This is a genomic window from Streptomyces sp. NPDC005866 (assembly GCF_040629895.1).
Lineage (GTDB): Bacteria > Actinomycetota > Actinomycetes > Streptomycetales > Streptomycetaceae > Streptomyces.
In genome coordinates this window covers 14229-30167 of the sequence record NZ_JBEXWP010000040.1, presented here as the reverse complement: position 1 = coordinate 30167, position 15939 = coordinate 14229, and the positions used below count along the sequence as shown (strand labels likewise).

Annotated in this window: 12 protein-coding genes and 2 pseudogenes; 6 read left to right on the top strand and 8 right to left on the bottom strand. The window is 69.5% G+C overall.

The annotated features are described in order from the left end of the window. The 3 genes and pseudogenes from ABZ396_RS38085 to ABZ396_RS38075 form a co-directional block, all read left to right on the top strand. The coding region (locus ABZ396_RS38085) for a WD40 repeat domain-containing protein (RefSeq protein WP_358926439.1) at positions 1 to 1100 on the top strand (1100 nt) is incomplete at its 5' end. 150 nt (positions 1101 to 1250) lie between these two features. After that, positions 1251 to 1427: pseudogene (locus ABZ396_RS38080) on the top strand (IS5/IS1182 family transposase); the annotation flags it as partial. A gap of 76 nt (positions 1428 to 1503) precedes the next feature. After that, on the top strand, positions 1504 to 2061 hold the full coding sequence (locus tag ABZ396_RS38075) for a hypothetical protein (protein WP_358926438.1): 558 nt from the start codon (positions 1504 to 1506) through the stop codon (positions 2059 to 2061). Positions 2062 to 2198: 137 nt separating this feature from the next. Here ABZ396_RS38075 and ABZ396_RS38070 read toward each other — a convergent pair whose 3' ends face one another. The 4 genes and pseudogenes from ABZ396_RS38070 to ABZ396_RS38055 all read right to left on the bottom strand — a co-directional run bounded on the left by ABZ396_RS38070 (position 2199) and on the right by ABZ396_RS38055 (position 7135). After that, positions 2199 to 4256 carry an alkaline phosphatase family protein gene (locus ABZ396_RS38070; RefSeq protein ID WP_358926437.1) on the bottom strand — a complete coding sequence of 686 codons (2058 nt, stop codon included), beginning with the start codon at positions 4254 to 4256 and terminating at the stop codon, positions 2199 to 2201. A gap of 237 nt (positions 4257 to 4493) precedes the next feature. Then, positions 4494 to 5261 (bottom strand): transposase family protein, encoded by a 768-nt coding sequence (locus ABZ396_RS38065; RefSeq protein WP_358926453.1) that lies wholly within the window; start codon positions 5259 to 5261, stop codon positions 4494 to 4496. A gap of 233 nt (positions 5262 to 5494) precedes the next feature. Continuing rightward, a pseudogene (gene rsgA, locus ABZ396_RS38060) lies at positions 5495 to 5923 on the bottom strand (GTPase RsgA); the annotation flags it as partial. 201 nt (positions 5924 to 6124) lie between these two features. Beyond that, positions 6125 to 7135, bottom strand: coding sequence for a LacI family DNA-binding transcriptional regulator (locus tag ABZ396_RS38055; protein WP_358926436.1), 1011 nt, complete (start codon positions 7133 to 7135; stop codon positions 6125 to 6127). A 201-nt stretch (positions 7136 to 7336) separates the two neighbouring features. Between ABZ396_RS38055 and ABZ396_RS38050 the strand changes: the two genes are divergently transcribed. From ABZ396_RS38050 to ABZ396_RS38040, 3 genes are all read left to right on the top strand, one after another. After that, positions 7337 to 8131: an ATP-binding cassette domain-containing protein gene (locus ABZ396_RS38050; protein ID WP_358926435.1), complete on the top strand. Its 795-nt coding sequence runs from the start codon at positions 7337 to 7339 to the stop codon at positions 8129 to 8131. Next, positions 8128 to 9162, top strand: a complete 1035-nt coding sequence (locus tag ABZ396_RS38045; protein WP_358926434.1) for an ABC transporter permease — start codon at positions 8128 to 8130, stop codon at positions 9160 to 9162. The genes ABZ396_RS38050 and ABZ396_RS38045 overlap by 4 nt, the downstream gene beginning before the upstream one ends. Before the next feature lie 109 nt (positions 9163 to 9271). Further along, positions 9272 to 10273, top strand: coding sequence for an ABC transporter substrate-binding protein (locus ABZ396_RS38040; protein WP_358926433.1), 1002 nt, complete (start codon positions 9272 to 9274; stop codon positions 10271 to 10273). 92 nt (positions 10274 to 10365) lie between these two features. Here the strand turns inward: ABZ396_RS38040 and ABZ396_RS38035 are convergent, their stop codons facing one another. From ABZ396_RS38035 to ABZ396_RS38020, 4 genes are all read right to left on the bottom strand, one after another. Further along, entirely contained in the window at positions 10366 to 11880 is a 1515-nt protein-coding gene (locus tag ABZ396_RS38035; RefSeq protein WP_359186887.1) for a cellulose-binding domain-containing protein, read from the bottom strand. A 443-nt stretch (positions 11881 to 12323) separates the two neighbouring features. Next, positions 12324 to 13643: a radical SAM protein gene (locus ABZ396_RS38030; protein ID WP_358926674.1), complete on the bottom strand. Its 1320-nt coding sequence runs from the start codon at positions 13641 to 13643 to the stop codon at positions 12324 to 12326. Between the two features lie 132 nt (positions 13644 to 13775). Further along, positions 13776 to 14843: a LacI family DNA-binding transcriptional regulator gene (locus tag ABZ396_RS38025; protein WP_358926675.1), complete on the bottom strand. Its 1068-nt coding sequence runs from the start codon at positions 14841 to 14843 to the stop codon at positions 13776 to 13778. Positions 14844 to 14892: 49 nt separating this feature from the next. Then, positions 14893 to 15900: a hydroxyacid dehydrogenase gene (locus ABZ396_RS38020; RefSeq protein ID WP_358926676.1), complete on the bottom strand. Its 1008-nt coding sequence runs from the start codon at positions 15898 to 15900 to the stop codon at positions 14893 to 14895. Between the last annotated feature and the right edge of the window lie 39 nt (positions 15901 to 15939).

Below are 15939 nucleotides of genomic sequence, written 5' to 3'. Positions count from 1 at the left end.
CGTTGGCCTTCAGTCCGGACGGCAAGAGCCTTGCCAGCGGGAGCGCAGACAATACCGTGCGCTTGTGGGACGTGCGCAGCGATGACTCCTTCGACATCCTGCGCGCCCGCAACGAGGTGTCCGCAGTTGCGTTCAGTCCGCGCGGCAAGACCCTTGCCACCGGCAACTGGGACAACACTGTGCGGGTGTGGGACACGAAGGGCGGCAAACTCCGCAAGACCCTACGAGGCCACACCCGCAGCGTGGCCTCGGTGGTGTTCAGCCCGGACGGCAGGACCCTCGCCACCGGCAGCGGCGACAAAACCGTACGCCTGTGGGACGTGGACACCGGTGAAACCCGCAAGGTCCTCCGCCCGCCTCGGCCTTCGCTGGGCATACTGCACGGCTTCGTCTCGGCGGCGTTCAGCCCCGATGGCAGGACCCTCGCCACCGGCAGCGGCAGCTTCGTGCAGCTTTGGGAGGTCAGCGGCGGCACCGCGCGCTACACCGTCGTTCAGCGCCGTGACGTGGATTCGGTGGCGTTCAGCCCGGACGGCAAGACGCTCGCCATCGCATGCGACGACGGCACCGTGCAGTTACGGGATCCGGGCAGCGGCAGGCTTCGCGACACATTGCGCGGCCACACCGACGCCATGAGTTCTGTGGTGTTCAGTCCCGACGGCAGGACCCTCGCAGCCAGCAACTTGGACTCCACCGTAGGGCTGTGGAACGTAGGCACCGGCAAAATCCGCGCGATACTCCGAGGCCATACCCGCGACGTGGGCTGGGTGGCGTTCAGTCCCGACGGCAGGACCCTCGCCACCGGCAGCGGCGACAACACCGTACGCCTGTGGGACGTGGACACCGGTGAAACCCGCAAGATTCTCCGCGGCCATACCAATACAGTCACCTCGGTGGCGTTCAGCCCCGACGGCAAGACCCTCGCCACCGGCAGCTGGGACAAGACCGTACGGCTCTGGAACGCATCCCTTCCTGACGCGGCTGAGGCCCGAAGGCACGTCTGCCAGGCTGTCCACCGCAATTTCACGCGGGAGGAGCGGTCTTCATATCTGCAAGGTCAATCATCCACGCCAGTGTGCCCAACGGAACCAGGACGCTGACTCAGTGAGTCTTTCCCGGTAACCGGTCGTCGCTCACTGTGATCGCTGTGCTGGGCTGCACTGCGTCCCTGCCGCCTCCAAGTTCGTGCAGCCCTAAGGCCCCTGGTAGGAACGATCTTGCGACAGAAAGATCCGACCGAGGGGCCTCACCTGCCGACCGGTGTCACATACACCGCCGTGCTTGATGTCCGCCGGACCACCGTCGAGCACCTGGCCCAACTGCTGCGCGACCACCGCGCAGCGATCGGCACCCGCCGGGGGCGGCGTGCGCTGGGCTGCTTCCGGCAGGCCGTGCTCATCCTGCGCTGGTTCCTCGACAGCACCCGCACACGACGAGCGGCTCCTTCATGAGGCCGAGACGTCCATGTTGTTGCGCCCGCCCGTGCACGAGCGCGCCCGTGCTGTGGACGAGGAACTCGCCACGCTGTTCCTCGGCGTCGCCCAGTCCTGGCTGGGTATCGCAGAGCGAGAGCGGGATCCGCGATACCTGAACGCGGCACTGAAACTGATCGGTTGCGCCGTCCTGTCGGGATGCGCCGCGGGCCGTGGACGAGAAGCGCGCTCCGCGGTGGCGTCAGCGCTGGCAGCGCTCGACCGGACAGACGCTCCAATCCCGTCCACCCTGCCTCCAGCACCGCAGTCCATGCCGAGCAGGTTGCCGCCGCTACCCGGAGCCTCGGAGGACAGGCGCATCGTGGTGCTCGCCGGCGCCCACGAAGACAAGCTGTGCAGCGCGCTGGACCGTAACCAGGGCCTGGGAGGCATCCTTCCGTCGGCTCAGAAGTCCAAGCACCTCGTGTACGTCATACTTCTTGCCGCTGCGTTCCAGGCATTCGAGGATGAGCGTCGCCGCGTGGGTTTCGCCTTTGGCAGGTCATCGAAGTTGAGCGGTGCGTGCGGAGGTAGCACGGGCGAACATCTCCAGCACCTCCGCAGACGCGTCCAGGAAGCCGCTCGCTGATCCCCCTGAGGAGTCGGTGCTGTAACACAGCCGACCTTAGGCATTCCCTTGCCGAGCACCGGAGTTGCGACCAGCACGGCTGGCGCCGTGGCGACGGCGCCCAGGACGGCCGCCGACGCCACGGATGTCCTGGCCGATCAGTCCTTTTCGGCAGTGGCGATCCGGCCGGCGTAGCGCTGCGTCCAGGTGGTGTCGGTGTCGACGGTGATGACCACGTCGTAGTAGCCCTGCTGGGTCGGCCACATGACGACGTTCGTCTTGCCGCCGCCTACCGTGACGTTCCGGGTGCTGCCGAGGTAGTCGTTGGCGGTGAGTGTGTAGCGCACCGGCTTGGTGCCGTCGTTGTGCAGTGTGAGCTTCACCTGAGCCTCGTGCTTAGTGCCCTCGCCCTTCAGCAGGTCGACCTCGACGCGCGGGAGGCCACCGTCCCTCGTTCCAGCAGGCGCGACCTTGCCGGCGAAGGAGCGCACAAATCCGTCGTTGGAGTAGATCGAGAACGCGTACTTGCCGTCGGTGGCCTTGGCGTCCCAGGTGTACTCGCGCGGCTTGCGCGCGGTGACAGTGAACGGCGTGCTGGTGAACGCCTGGTACTTGTCGGGGAAGACCTGGAAGCTCACGGCCTTGCCCTTCGCGCCGCCGGTCAGGGTCATCGTGGCGGTGACCATTCCCGACGCGCGGTCCTCCGAGACCCTCGCGTGCGGATGGAAGCTCAGCGGGCGTGGCTTCATGTGGTCGGCGGTGATAGACACCGACTGCTCGGTGAGCGGGTCCGAGAAGGTGGCCGGCCCCGGCTGCGGGTGGGCGAAGTCGACCGCGCTGGTCAGGTCGCCCGCGATCGAGCGCCGCCAGTCGCTGATGTTGGGGCAACGGAACGGCTTGCCGAGGTGGGCCGCCCAGATCTCGAGGAACTTGATCGTCGAGGTGTGGTCGAAGACTTCCGAGGCGACGTACCCGCCGCGGGTCCACGGCGAGACCAGCAGCATCGGCACCCGCGGACCGAAGCCAAGCGGGTAGTCGCCGACGTACTCGCGCGCTGTGCCCGTCTCAGGCCACGGCGGCAGCACGTGGTCGAACTTCCCGTCGTTCTCGTCGAAGTTGAGGATGAACAGGGTGTGGTTCCAGATATCGGGGTTGCCCTGCAGGCTGTCGAGCACCTTCTTGACGTAGCGCTCGCCGTGCAGGGTATCCGCGCTCGGGTGCTCAGACCAGCCGTACGGCGCCACGATCCAGGAGACCGCGGGCAGCGGGTGTTCCGCGCCCGGCTGGCAGGCGTCATGGAAGTCCTTGAGGACCGCGTCGAGGTTCTCCTCGGAGTCGTCGTTCGGCGAGGTCATGCCGGAGTAGTAGGCGGCGTTGCCGCGCCAGATCAGCCCAGTGCCGGGCCGCAGCTTCGGGTCGCCGGCGCTCAGCCCCTCCGGGTCGAACCCCTTGAAGTACTTCAGCTCGTTGTCGCCGTAGTCGCCGACCCAGGTGCTGATGTAACCCTGCCGCCCGTTGCCGCTGTTGTCGGAGTAGAGCCGCCAGTCGATGCCGACCTGCTGGAGCTGCTCGGCCACCGTGATCCAGGGGCGGGAGTAGTTGGACTCATCGATGTTGCCCGTCTCACTGTTGGCGGTACCGCTCCACAGGTACTTTCGGTTGGGGTCGGTCGGCCCGAACTCAGAGCAGAAGTTCTGGTCGGCGATGGTGTACTGCGCGGCGACCGAGTGGTAGAAGCCCATGTAGGCGTCGCTGTGGTAGTTCATGCAGCTGGCGCCGTTGTGCTGCACCCACAGGTCCCACTTGCGATGGTTGACGTCGCCCCAGGCTCCGTGGTCGTTGCCCCAGGCTCCGTCGTCGACCTGCGGGGTGACGATGTTGCCGCTGCCGTCCTTCTGCTGGAAGACGTTGGTGCCGTCCTGGAACCGCAGCGCTTGCTTGTCGTTGAAGCCGCGTATGCCGGGGAGCGTGCCGAAGTACTGGTCCGTGGAGCGGTTCTCCTGCATCAGGATCACGACATGCCGCAGGTCGGACATATCGCCCTTGAAGCCCCTCGGCAAGACGTACCTAGGCTTCGGAGCGGCGTACGCGCCGCTCGCCCCGGCGGTCCCGCCGAGCACCAGCGCCCCGGCGGCGACCCCCGCGCCCTGGAGGAACCGACGGCGGGCGGTACCGGTCGTCGTCTCGCGTCTGTCGCCGAGTTCGGACTCGGGCATCGGAAAAAGTTGTTCAGACATGTTGGGGACATTGCCGGAGCGCCATGGCAGCAACAACCGCCCGAAATCTCGGGGGGATGTCCGCGCGGAGAACACTTGGGATGGGTGCGAGCTATATAGCACCGGGTGCGGGCCTGTTGGAAGCAGCGACGACCGGCGGCGATGCCGGTGGTTTTGCGGGTCTTCAAAGTTGAGCGGTGCGCAGGCCGTCCGCGGATCATGACGTTGTGTGATCGTTCAGATGGTTCGGTCGTACTCGAGCCGGAGCAGGACGAGGGCCGCGGCGGCGATCTGGGTGATCCGGCTGGGGTCGAGGCTGACCCGTCGCAGGGCCTTGAAGGTGGTCTTGAGCAGGGAGTTGGCTCGTTCGCACACGCCGTGGATGCCGCGGATGACCTTGTTGTAGGTCTGCTGGGCCTCGGTCAGCTCGCCGCCTGCGGGCTTCTTGACCGGGTGGCGGAAGCCGTCGCCGGTGTTTTCGTACCCAAGATCGACCATCGTCGGCACGCCCGGCTCTGCCGCAAGACGGTTGAGCGCGTCGATCAGCCCGTGCCGACGGGCGCAGGTGGGGTCGTGCTCACGGCCCGGGCGGACCGGAGAGACCCAGATCGGCCAGCCGTCCGGAGTGGAGATGACTTGCACGTTCCCGCCGTGATGCCGGTGCTTGCCCGACCACCACAGGTCCGCGCCGTTGGGGCCCGGGGCCGCGACCCGGTCGGTGCGGACCACGGTGCCGTCCAGGTTCAGATGCGTCAGCCCGGCCGCCTTCGCCCTCTCCAAGGCTGTGCACAGATCCGGTGCCCCGGCGGCCAGGACGGTCAGTCCTTCGTGTAGGTACCGGTAGGCGGTGGAAGACGACAGGCCGTTGTCCCGGGCGAGTTGAGCCAGGCGGGTGCTGTCGAGGAACCAGCGCAGGATGAGCACGGCCTGCCGGAAGCAGCCCAGCGCACGCCGCCCCCGGCGGGTGCCGATCGCTGCGCGGTGGTCGCGCAGCAGTTGGGCCAGGTGCTCGACGGTCGCGAGCGTGCTGCTTGAGTGTCTCGACCGTTTCCCGCTTCTTGCTGCGGCGGAGGTAGAGATCAGCCAGATCGTCCGGGCGCTTCCCCGCCAGTTCCTCGGGAGTCGCGTCCCGGAACTCCTCTGCCACCTTCTGCTTCGCCATAGTTCCCTCCTACAACACAGACCCGGCCGCTCCAAACGGCATCTGTGCAGGTGAGGGCTGTGCTGTATTAGGCGGCGCTCTCCCAGGCCAGCGCCAGGAACCGTTCGATACGGCCGAGGTCGACCTCGACGGCGAGGGACACCGCGACGATCGCGTGGTCGACGTTGGCCGCGAGGATCTGCCCCTCAGACCGCTTGGAGGAGGTGGAACGCACGAAGGCGGTACGGCGCGGCAGATACGCGCGTACGTAACGGGGGTTGCCGCCGGGTTCCAAGGCGACCCAGTCGCCGGTGCACACGACGCGCATCGGATCGTGCGGGGTGACGAAGGCGGTGTCGGCGCGCAGCACCCCGCCGGCTGTGACGATGTCGCACTGTCCGCGGTCGACACGGAGGACACGCCCGGCCAGCAGGCCTTCGGCGGCGCAAGGGGCGAACTCGTGCGCCCAGGTCTCGTCCCAGCCGTAGGGAGCGAGCGCGGAGAAAACAGCGGAGCTGGAAGTCAAGGGTGACCCTCCACAGGGGCGGCCCCGGGAGTGAAGGTCAGCCGGTGGCCGCGGAGGTGGAATAGATGAACTTCTGGTCACGGGCAGCGCCCATCTCAACGACAGCCATCGGTCACACCTCCTGTTTCCTCACTCGGCGAGCAGTGGCCACACCGTATGCGGTACGCCCGCCCGCCGCCACCGGATTTCGCCCGGCCCCCGCTATGCGGCGAACGGTCCCGGTAACTCCCCCGATCCCCGCTGGATCAGCCGCGTCGGCATGATCACCGTGCGCGGTGGTGAGACGTCCCCGTGGATGCGGGCGAACAGCAGATGTGCCGCGGTGGTCGCGAGGGCCACCGGGTCCTGGGCGATCACCGTGACGGGCGGGGTGAGCCGGTCGGCCAGTGCGAAGTCGTCGAAGGCGATGAACGCCAGGCCGGCGGGGAGGACGGTGAGGGCGCTGAAGGCGAGGATTTCGTTGCCGGCCAGGAGAGCCGTCGGCGGGTCGGGCAGTGCCAGCAACTCGGTGACGGCCCTGGCCGCCTCCGGGCCCGGTCGCAGGCCGTCCCGGACCAGCTCCCGATCCGTGCCGATCCCGGCCGCCGCCAGCGCCGCCAGATAGCCCCGCCGGCGTTCGCCGAACGTCCAGATCCGCGGCGTGTCCCCGATATAAGCGATCCTGCGGTGGCCGTGTGCCACCAGCCGCTCCACCGCCTCCCGCACCGCGCCGAAGTTGTCGACCACGACGGCGTCCACGTCCAGCCCGGGTGCCGCCCGGTCCACGCAGACGATCTTCGTGCCCTGCGCCTGGGCCGGGCGCAGGAAGCGGTGGCCGCCGGCGGCCGGGGTCAGGATCAGGCCGTCGACGCGGCGGGCGGTGAACGCGGCGATCACCTCGCGTTCCCGGCGCAGGTCGGCGCGGCTGGAGCCGATGAGCATGACGCTGCCGCGCTGCCGGGCGACGTCCTCTGCCGCGGAGGCGACGGCGGCCATGAAGGGATCGGCGACATCGTCGACCAACAGGCCTATGGTCTGGCTCAGTTCGCGGGTACGGCGCAACTGGCGTGCCACGTCGTCGCGTTGGTAGCCCAGTTTGCGGACCGCGGCCTCCACCCGGGCGGCGGTCCGCGGGGCGACGGCCGCATCGCCGTTGACGACCCGGGACACCGTCATCGCGCTGACGCCCGCTTCCGCGGCGACGTCCTTCATGGTCGGCCGGGTGGCTGCCACGCCACGTCCTCCACCTGTGTCACGTTTGGGCGTCGACTCGTTAACGTTACCAACTCGACGGCATATCAACGGACGTGCAAACACGGGTAGTTGGGGTGCCGAGCAGCGCGATCCGGCACGGGCTGCACCACCCTTGACACCCCGCTGCGGGCGACCCAAGAATCAGCCAAGCTGTTAACGATACCAACCAGAAGGCACACCATGGCCTCTGCAAGGGAACCACTGCTCATCGCACATGGCGTGGTCAAGCGTTTCGGCCACGTCCAGGCGCTCCAGGGCGCCGATTTCACGGCATACCCCGGCGAGGTCGTCGCCCTCATCGGCGACAACGGCGCCGGCAAGTCCACTCTGGTGAACGTCCTGTCGGGCGTCCTCGCCCCCGACGCAGGCGAAGTCCGCCTGGACGGCGTGCCGGTGCGGTTCTCCGGGCCGATGGACGCACAGCGACACGGTGTGGAGACCGTCTACCAGGATCTGTCGCTCGCGCCCGATCTCGACGCGGCGGCCAATCTCTATCTCGGCCGGGAGATGGTGCGCGGGGGTCTGCTCGGGCGGATCGGCGTCCTCGACCGGCCCGCGATGCGCCGGGAGGCGGTGCGGGCCTTCGCCGAACTCGGCGTCGAACTGAAGGATGTGACGGCTGCTGTGACAACGTTGTCCGGCGGTCAGCGGCAGTCCGTGGCGGTGGCCCGGGCGGTCGCCTTCGCCAACAAGGTCATCTTCATGGACGAGCCGACCGCCGCCCTGGGGGTCGTGCAGCGCGCACGGGTCCTGGAGACCGTCCGCAGGGTCGCCGACCGGGGCGTCTGTGTGGTGCTGATCAGTCACAACATGCCCGAGGTGCTGTCGGTCGCGGACCGGGTGGAGGTGCTGCGGCTGGGCCGCCGCGTCGCGTCGTACACCGCGGCCGACACCACGATCGAGGAGCTCGTCGGGGCGATGACCGGGTCACTGGACGGGCCGAGCGGGGGCAAGGAAGCGGAGGGCGCACGATGACCGCCGAGAGCGAGAAGGCCCCCGCGGCCGTGGACAGCCGTTCCGGGGTGCCGGACTGGCTGCGGCGCGCGGCAACCCTCAACGAACTGTGGACCTTTGTGATCCTGCTGGCACTGGTGGTGTTCTTCACCATCGCGGCGCCGGGCAAGTTCTTCACCACGTACGACATCACCCAGATCGCCGTGAACGCGGCCATCTATCTGGTGCTCGGTGTCGGTATGACCTTCGTGATCATCACGGCGGGTATCGATCTGTCGATCGGGTCGGTGCTGGTGCTGGCCGCGGTGGCGGCTGGCGAGTACAACATCCATCACGGCGGGCCGGCGTCGGGCTGGGGCACCGTCGCGCTCTGTGCCGTCATCGCGCTGGCCGTGGGCACGGCGTGGGGCGCGCTGCAGGGCCTGGTGGTGGCCAGCGGCAAGGTGCCGCCGCTGATCGTGACGCTGGGCGGGCTCGGCGCGGCGCTGGGGATCGCCGAACTCGCCACCGGCGGTCAGGATCCGGCCGGCGCGGCCTCCACTCATCTGCAGAACAGCCTCGGTTTCGGCAAGCTGCTCGGGATCCCCTGGATGGTGATCCTGGCGGCCGTGGTCACCGTGATCTTCGGCGCGGTGCTGGGCAGCACGCGGTTCGGCGAGCACACCCTCGCGATCGGGTCGAATCCGACTGCCGTACGGCGGGCGGGCATTCCGGTGGGCCGGCATCTGGTGAAGGTGTACGGCCTGATGGGGCTGCTGGCCGGGCTGGGCGCGGTGATGTGGCTGGCCTCGTACGGCACGACGTCGATCGCCGGGCACTCCACCGACAACCTCAAGGTGATCACCGCGGTGGTCCTGGGCGGTACGAGCCTGTTCGGCGGGCGGGGTTCGGTGCTGGGCACGGTGATCGGTGTGTTCATTCCGGCGGTGCTGACCACCGGACTGATCGTGATCGGCGTCCAGCAGTACTGGCAGGACGTGGCGGTGGGCGTGGTGCTGGTCGTGGCCGTCTACGTCGACCAGATGCGCAGGAAGACCCGGGAACGCGCATGACGCAACCACGCACGACCGCGTCACACACGGCCGCGTCACGCACGACCGCATCACGCATGAAGCAATCGCACAGGACTACTCGATCGCGCGGGACAAGGAGAACTCTGTGATGGGGAGCATTCGCAGCAGGCGAGGGTTGCTGGTCGCGGTGGGCACGGTGCTGGCCCTCGGCGCGGCCTCGGCGTGCGGTTCGTCGGACGCCAGTGGCGGCTCGGGGAGTGCGGGCGGCGCCCAGGGCAAGAAGGTCCGGCTGATCACGGGGGTGAAGAGCGACCCCTTCTACATCACCATGACCTGTGCCGCCCAGCAGGAGGCCAAGGCCAAGGGGATGGACTTCGCGGCCGACGGTTCCGCGCAGTGGGACGTGTCGGTGCAGCGCCCGCTCCTCGACTCGGTGGCGGCGGCCCGGCCCGACGGGCTGCTGATCTCGCCGGTGGACACCAGCGCGCTGACCCCGTCGCTCAAGCAGATCCAGTCGGCGGGCACCAAGGTGGCCCTGGTGGACACGACGGTGAGCGACGACTCCGTCGGGATCACCCGGATCTCGTCGGACAACGAGAAGGGCGGCCGGGTCGCTGCCGACGCGCTGGCCAAGCTGATGAACGAGAAGGGTTCGGTCATCGTCATCAGCGTCAAGCCCGGCGTGTCGACGACCGATGCCCGGATCAAGGGCTTCACCGAGGAGATGGGCAAGTACCCGGGCATCAAGGTGCTGCCGACGCTGTACGACAACGACCTGCCGGCCACCGCGGCCTCCCAGATCCAGTCGACGCTCGCCGCCCACCCGGACCTGGGCGGGGCGTTCGCGGGCAACACCAACACCGGTACGGGCATCGCCACAGGGCTGAAGCAGGCCGGCAAGCAGGGCACGGTGAAGGTGGCCGCGTTCGACGCCGAGCCCGACGAGGTCGCCGCGCTGAAGGCGGGCACCCTCCAGGTGCTGGTCGCCCAGGACCCGGCGGCGATCGGCCGGCAGGCCGTGGACCAGCTCGCCGAAGCCTTCGGGGGCAAGTCGGTGAGCAAGACGATCGGCACCAACATGGTGGCGATCACGAAGGACAACATGAACGACCCGTCGGTCAGCAAGTACTTCTACAAGTCGCAGTGCTGACGTGAGCCTGTGACGGGCAGTCGGCCGGCGGCCGGGCGGACCCGCGCTCCCGGGTCCCCCGGCGGCTGGTCGTGCGGTCGCCTCTGCTCAGTTCAGCTCAGCGAGCAGGAGCCGCCGTTCAGCGTGAAGGCGTACGGTGACGAGTTCTTGCCGCTCCAGGTGCCGAGGAAGCCGAAGGACAGGCTGCCGTTCGGGGAGACCGCCCGGTTGTAGTCGGCGGCGTCGACGGTGACCCGGCCGCCGCTCTGGCTGACGTTCGCGTCCCACATCTGGGTGACCTTCTGGCCGTCGCGGAAGGACCACTGGAGCCGCCAGTCCGCCAGGGCCCGGGTGGTGGTGACGGTGACGGTGGCCTGGAAGCCGTCGGTCCACTGGTTGACCAGGTCGTAGGAGACCTGGCAGGTGGCCGCCGCGGACGCGGTGGGGGAGGCGGAGCCGGTGGCCCCGTGGCCGGTGCCCGCCGTGACGGTGGAGGTGCCCTGGGGTTCCGGGTCGGGGTTCTTGTCGCGCGGCCGGCCGGCGGTGACCGAGGAGGACGGGGAGGACGAGGAGGGCGCGGCGGAGGCCGTGCGGGTGGGGAGCGGGTCGTGGGACGGGGGCACGGCGGTGGGGTCGGCGACCGGCTGACGGTCGTCGTGGGAGGCGGTGGCCGTGTCGTCGCCGGAGCGGCTGCCCATCGGCATCATCGACACGCCGAGTGCCACCAGCGAGATCATGACGGCCGCCCCGAGCAGCCCGTGGCGCAGCACCCTGGCCCGGCCGGTGCCCTCCCCGGGGTCGCCGCCGTCGTGGTCGCCGGCGTCCGGGCGGCCCGCGCCGAGCCGTACCTCGGCCGCGCGGCGGCGGCGCTCCAGGTAGGCGAGGCCGCCCCAGCCGATGACCCCGCCGGCAAGCGCCGCGGGCAGTCCGCCGCCGTGCAGCCGCAGACAGGCGGCGGCCTCGGCGCACTGCACACAGGTGGCGAGGTGCCGGGAGAGGTCTTCGGGGGTGTCGGCGGCGGCGGAGCGGGTGACCGCGTCGAGGAGCCGGGCGTAACTGCGGCACTCGCCGGCCATGGGCGTGTCGAGGTGGGCCCGGTGGCAGCGGTCCCGGAACAGGGCGCGCACCTGCTCCAGCTCCTGGGCGGTGACGGCCGGGTCGAGACGGAGCCGGCGCGCCACCGAGGGCAGCGGCAGCGCCTCCACCTCGGCCAGCCACAGCAGTGAGGCGTCCGCCTCCTGCATGTCCCGCAGGCCGCGCAGCGCGACGGGCCGCTGCAGCGGCAGACCCGCATAACGTGCGGCCTTCTCGGAGTTGAGCCACAGCCTGAGGTCCGGGTCGAGTTTGTGGCCCAGCCCGTCGGTCTCCCAACTGGCCGCCGTGTTGCGGACGGCGGTGAGCAACAGCGGGATCATCGGCAGCCGGGCGGCGCGCCGTGCGGCGCCTCGGGCGGGGGTGAAGTCGGTGTCTCGGGCTTCGCGCACACCGAGCGCGAAGGCCTCGGTGGCCAGTTGATTGGCCGTCAGAGAGCCGGATGTGCACAGGTCGGCGTAGGAGAGCACCGCGTCCCAGCATTCGGAGAACAGCGCTGCCTCGGCGGCGTCCTGAGGGATCGGCAGGTCGGGCATGGGTCTCCTGCATCGAAAGCGAGGTCAACTCACCACATCGGCAACGGAGTTGAGGGGAACCCTCGCGGCAGGCCCCGAGCCTTTCACGTCTCCTGCACAACTGACAAGCGGCCTATTCAAAACCGGTTACCGGCGGTCGTGCCACGGATCCTCCCCGTCACCCATACCACCGGCCCCCGGCATCACGTCAACCGCGGCGCCTCAGGGTGTTCTTGTCCACCGTGGCCCACAACTCCGGCCTCCTGTACGGACCGCGACCGCATTCCGACTCACCGTCCTCCTCGATCCCTCTCCTGTCGATGCCCGGGAGGCAAGCGCGGTCGCCGCAGTCCGAACCGGGGCGCCGCCGGCCCGGTCGAGCCCCGGCCGACGCCTGCGGGAACGCCTCGGAGGGCGTCGGCAGCCTGCCTGACGCCCTCCTGTGTCCGGTGGCCCGAGGGGAGTTACACCTTCGTCGGTTCCTCCGCCGCGAGGCTGTCCATGAAGGAGCTGACGGAGAAGACGGCGTTGCCGGGTCCGGGCGGGCCGTAGCCGGGGGGTGAGGACAGGCCGAAGTCCTCCATCGTCTGGCGGTAGGCCTGGAGCAGGCGGATGTGGTACTCCAGCGGGGCGCCCTGCGGGTTGGCCTTGCCGAGGGGTGTCGTCGGCTCGGGGCACCAGGTGGTGAAGCGGGGCGTGATGCCGTGCGACATGAAGAAGCGCAGGCCCTCGGTGGTGGACTCGATCGCCTCGTCGACCGTGGTGAAGCCGAAGGGCTCGGCCATCTCCACGCCGGCCACGAAGTTGGGGATCACATTGCGCGCGCCGAAGATTTCGGCGGAGTCGAGGATGCGCTTGTGCCACTCGTCGCGGCCGACATAGCGCTCCTTGCCGGGGCAGTACAGCTCGAACAGCCGGCGGTCCCAGACCTCGTAGTTGGGGTGGTAGATCTGCACGCCGTAGTCCTTGAAGCGCTGGACGTCGTCACGCGGCAGCGCCTGGGCCACCACCTTGCCGATCCACCGCCCCGGGAACCGCTCCTCGATGGCCTTGGCGTAGTGCCCGTAGAAGTCGGCCTCGTCGCGCCCGGCGACGGTCTTGGTGATCGCGCCGCCGGTCAGCGTGTAGGCGGTGGAGGTCTTCGCGGTGTCGTACCGGTCGATGATCTCCAGCGCCTCCAGGACCTCCTCCACGTCCTTGACGCCTGTATACGGTCGCCCGGCGGCCTTGTGCTGTCGCCAGTTGTGGTTGATGTCGCAGTACTGGCACTCCTCCTTGGCGCCGAAGTACTGGCAGACCCGGAAGACCGTGAGGTAGATCAGGTAGCCCCACTGGATGGTCGGGGCGACCTCCATCACGGACTTCCCGTTGGCGAGCTTGTGCCGGTAGTACTCCGGCATCGGTGGCACCCCGACGTCGGCGATCCGCTTGCCGTCGAGGTAGAGCCCGAGCAGCCCGTCCTCGCCGGCGGCCACTCGATACGGCGAGGTGGGGTTCACACGCACCGACACCACGGTCCGGCGCAAGTCGTACGGGCCGCCCGTGAGGATGATCTCCTCCGGGGGCCGGCGCAGCGCGGCCTCGCCCAGCTCGGGCAGGGTGCCGTGGTCGAAGGAGAAGATGAAGTACGACTTCGGCTTGACCTCGCCGTTCTCGTTGTCGCTGAGGGCGGACGGGTCGAAGGCGACACCGCCCCGGAGCAGGTCCTCCTTGAAGACGGCTTCCCTCGGTACGTGCGGGAACCTCTCCATCAGATCCTCGACCAGCGTGGTACGGCTGCCCATCCCGTGTCTCCTCCCGGCTCAGGCGTTCGACTCCTCACGGTATGCCCCCGCTCGTTCGTCAGCCGTGCCGGGTCCCCTCACGGCGCGTGGCATGTCCCGGTTCGGAGGTGTTCGCCGCTTCGCCGCCGCCTGTCAGCTGCCGCCGGCCCGTCGCGTCGACTCGCGCAGCACCACATGCGTGCCCAGCACCAGATGCTGGCCGTCCGGCAGGTCGTCGCGGTGCAGGGCGAGCCGGACCGCCGCGCGGCCCAGTTCCTCCTGGGGCACATGGACGGTGGTGAGCGTCGGGTAGACGTCCCGGGCGACCGGGATGTCGTCGTACCCGGCCACGGCGATGTCGTCGGGGATACGGCGGCCGGACTCGCGCAGGGCCTGGATCACCCCTGTGGCGATCATGTCGGTGGCGGCGAAGACCGCCGTGAAATCCCGTCCGGAGGCGAGGAGGTCACGGGTCGCCTGATAGCCGCAGGAGCGGGAGAAGACACCGTCGGCGATCAGGTCCGGGTCCGGGGCGAGGCCGAGGAGTTCATGGGCGCGGGTGAAGCCGGCGATGCGCTGGGCGCTGGTGGACAGGCCGGGGACGCGGCCGAGGTAGGCGATGCGCCGGTGGCCGCCGGAGAGAAGGTGGCTGGTGAGGGCGAAGGCGCCGCCCTCGTTGTCGTAGTCGACGACGGTGGCCGGGACGCCGGGGCCGAGCGGCGGGCGGCCGACCAGGACGAGCCGGGAGCCCGCGCGGTCCAGGGCGTGGGCGAAGTGGGTCATACGGTCGTGGTATGCCCTGTCCTCCAGGGCGCCGCCCACCACGATCACCGCGTCGGCCCGCTGCTCCCGCATGGTCTCGACGACGTCGAGGATGCGCCGCGGGTCGCCGTGGGTGGTGCAGAGCATGCACAGCCGGCCCTCCGCCGAGGCCTGCTCCTCGACCCCGCGGGCGATGTGCGCGTAGAAGGGGCCGGTGACGTCGTCGACGACGAAGGCGACCGTCTTGTTGGTGGCGCCGCCGAGCGCGCGGGCGTGTGCGTTGACCACGTAGTCCAGCTCACGCATCGCCTTCAGGACCTTGGCGCGGGTGGTGGCGGCCACCGGGTAGGTGCCGCCCAGGACCCGGGAGACGGTGGATGCGGAGACCCCGGCCCGCGCGGCCACGTCCCGTACCGTCGAGGCGTCCCCGTTCGGCGCCGGCTGCGTCCTCTTCGCCACCGCTCGGCTCCCCTTCGTCATGTGTTCGGATCAGCCTACGAGACGGCCGTCACGCGGCCCGTTCGAGTCCCGAGTGGTCGACCGCATACAGCAGACCGTCTCCGGCCAGCAGCCGTTCGGCCTCCGCCACGACGGTCAGCCCCAGCCGCGCCAGTTCGTTGCCCTGCGAGCCGGCGAGGTGCGGGGTGAGGAAGGCGTTGGGCAGGTCGAACAGGGGGGAGTCGGCGGGCAGCGGCTCGGGGTCGGTGACATCGAGGACCGCGTTCAGGCGGCCCGTGCGCAGCTCCTCGACCAGGGCGTCGTGGTCGACGAGCGAGCCCCGTGAGGTGTTGATCAGCATCGATCCGCCCCGCATCAGGGCGAGTTCGCGGGCGCCGACGAGATGGCGGGTCTCGGGGGTCTGCGGGGCGTGCACGGTGACGATGTCCGAGGTGCGCAGCAGCTCGTCCAGCGGCAGCAGGGGGACGCCGAGCCGCGCGGCCTCCGACTCGTCGACGTACGGGTCGGCGAGGCTCACCACCAGGTCGTGGGGGCGCAGGAGTTCGATGAGCCGGCGGCCGATGCGGGAGGCGCCGACGATGCCGACGCGGCGGTGGAAGTTGCCGATGCCGGGGACGATGCCGCCGTACGGGTAGGTGCGCCGGGTGCGCAGCAGGTCACGGAAGGCGAAGACGTCCTTCCCGGCGAGAAGGATCATCGCGAGGGTGTACTCGGCGACGGGCAGCGCGTTGGCGGCGGCCGCCGAGGAGACGACGATGCCGCGCCGCCAGACCTCGGGCGTGGTGAAGCCCTTGACCGAGCCGGCCGCGTGCAGCACCGCGCGCAGTGCGGGCGCCGCGTCCAGCGCTGCCGCGTCCAGGGTCGGGCAGCCCCAGCCGGTGATGAGGACCTCGGTGCGGGCGAGCGTCTCCCGTACCCGGGGCTCGGTGAAATCGTCCACCACCACAGTGGGATCGATTTCTACGCACTCGCGCAGTCGCGCGAGCACCTCCGGCGGGAAGATATGCGGCACGTTCTGGGCTGTCATGGCGAACACTGCCTGGGGACGCTCGGGCAAGGAAGTGACCTTCCGGCTCGGTGACGCACGGATAGCAAC

Bases quoted from the DNA above. Each gene is read 5' to 3' on its own strand.
- ABZ396_RS38030 (WP_358926674.1), bottom strand. From the start codon at position 13,643: ATGGGCAGCCGTACCACGCTGGTCGAGGATCTGATGGAGAGGTTCCCG.
- ABZ396_RS38045 (WP_358926434.1), top strand. From the start codon at position 8,128: ATGACCGCCGAGAGCGAGAAGGCCCCCGCGGCCGTGGACAGCCGTTCC.
- ABZ396_RS38070 (WP_358926437.1), bottom strand. From the start codon at position 4,256: ATGCCCGAGTCCGAACTCGGCGACAGACGCGAGACGACGACCGGTACC.
- ABZ396_RS38050 (WP_358926435.1), top strand. From the start codon at position 7,337: ATGGCCTCTGCAAGGGAACCACTGCTCATCGCACATGGCGTGGTCAAG.
- ABZ396_RS38040 (WP_358926433.1), top strand. From the start codon at position 9,272: ATGGGGAGCATTCGCAGCAGGCGAGGGTTGCTGGTCGCGGTGGGCACG.
- ABZ396_RS38035 (WP_359186887.1), bottom strand. From the start codon at position 11,880: ATGCCCGACCTGCCGATCCCTCAGGACGCCGCCGAGGCAGCGCTGTTC.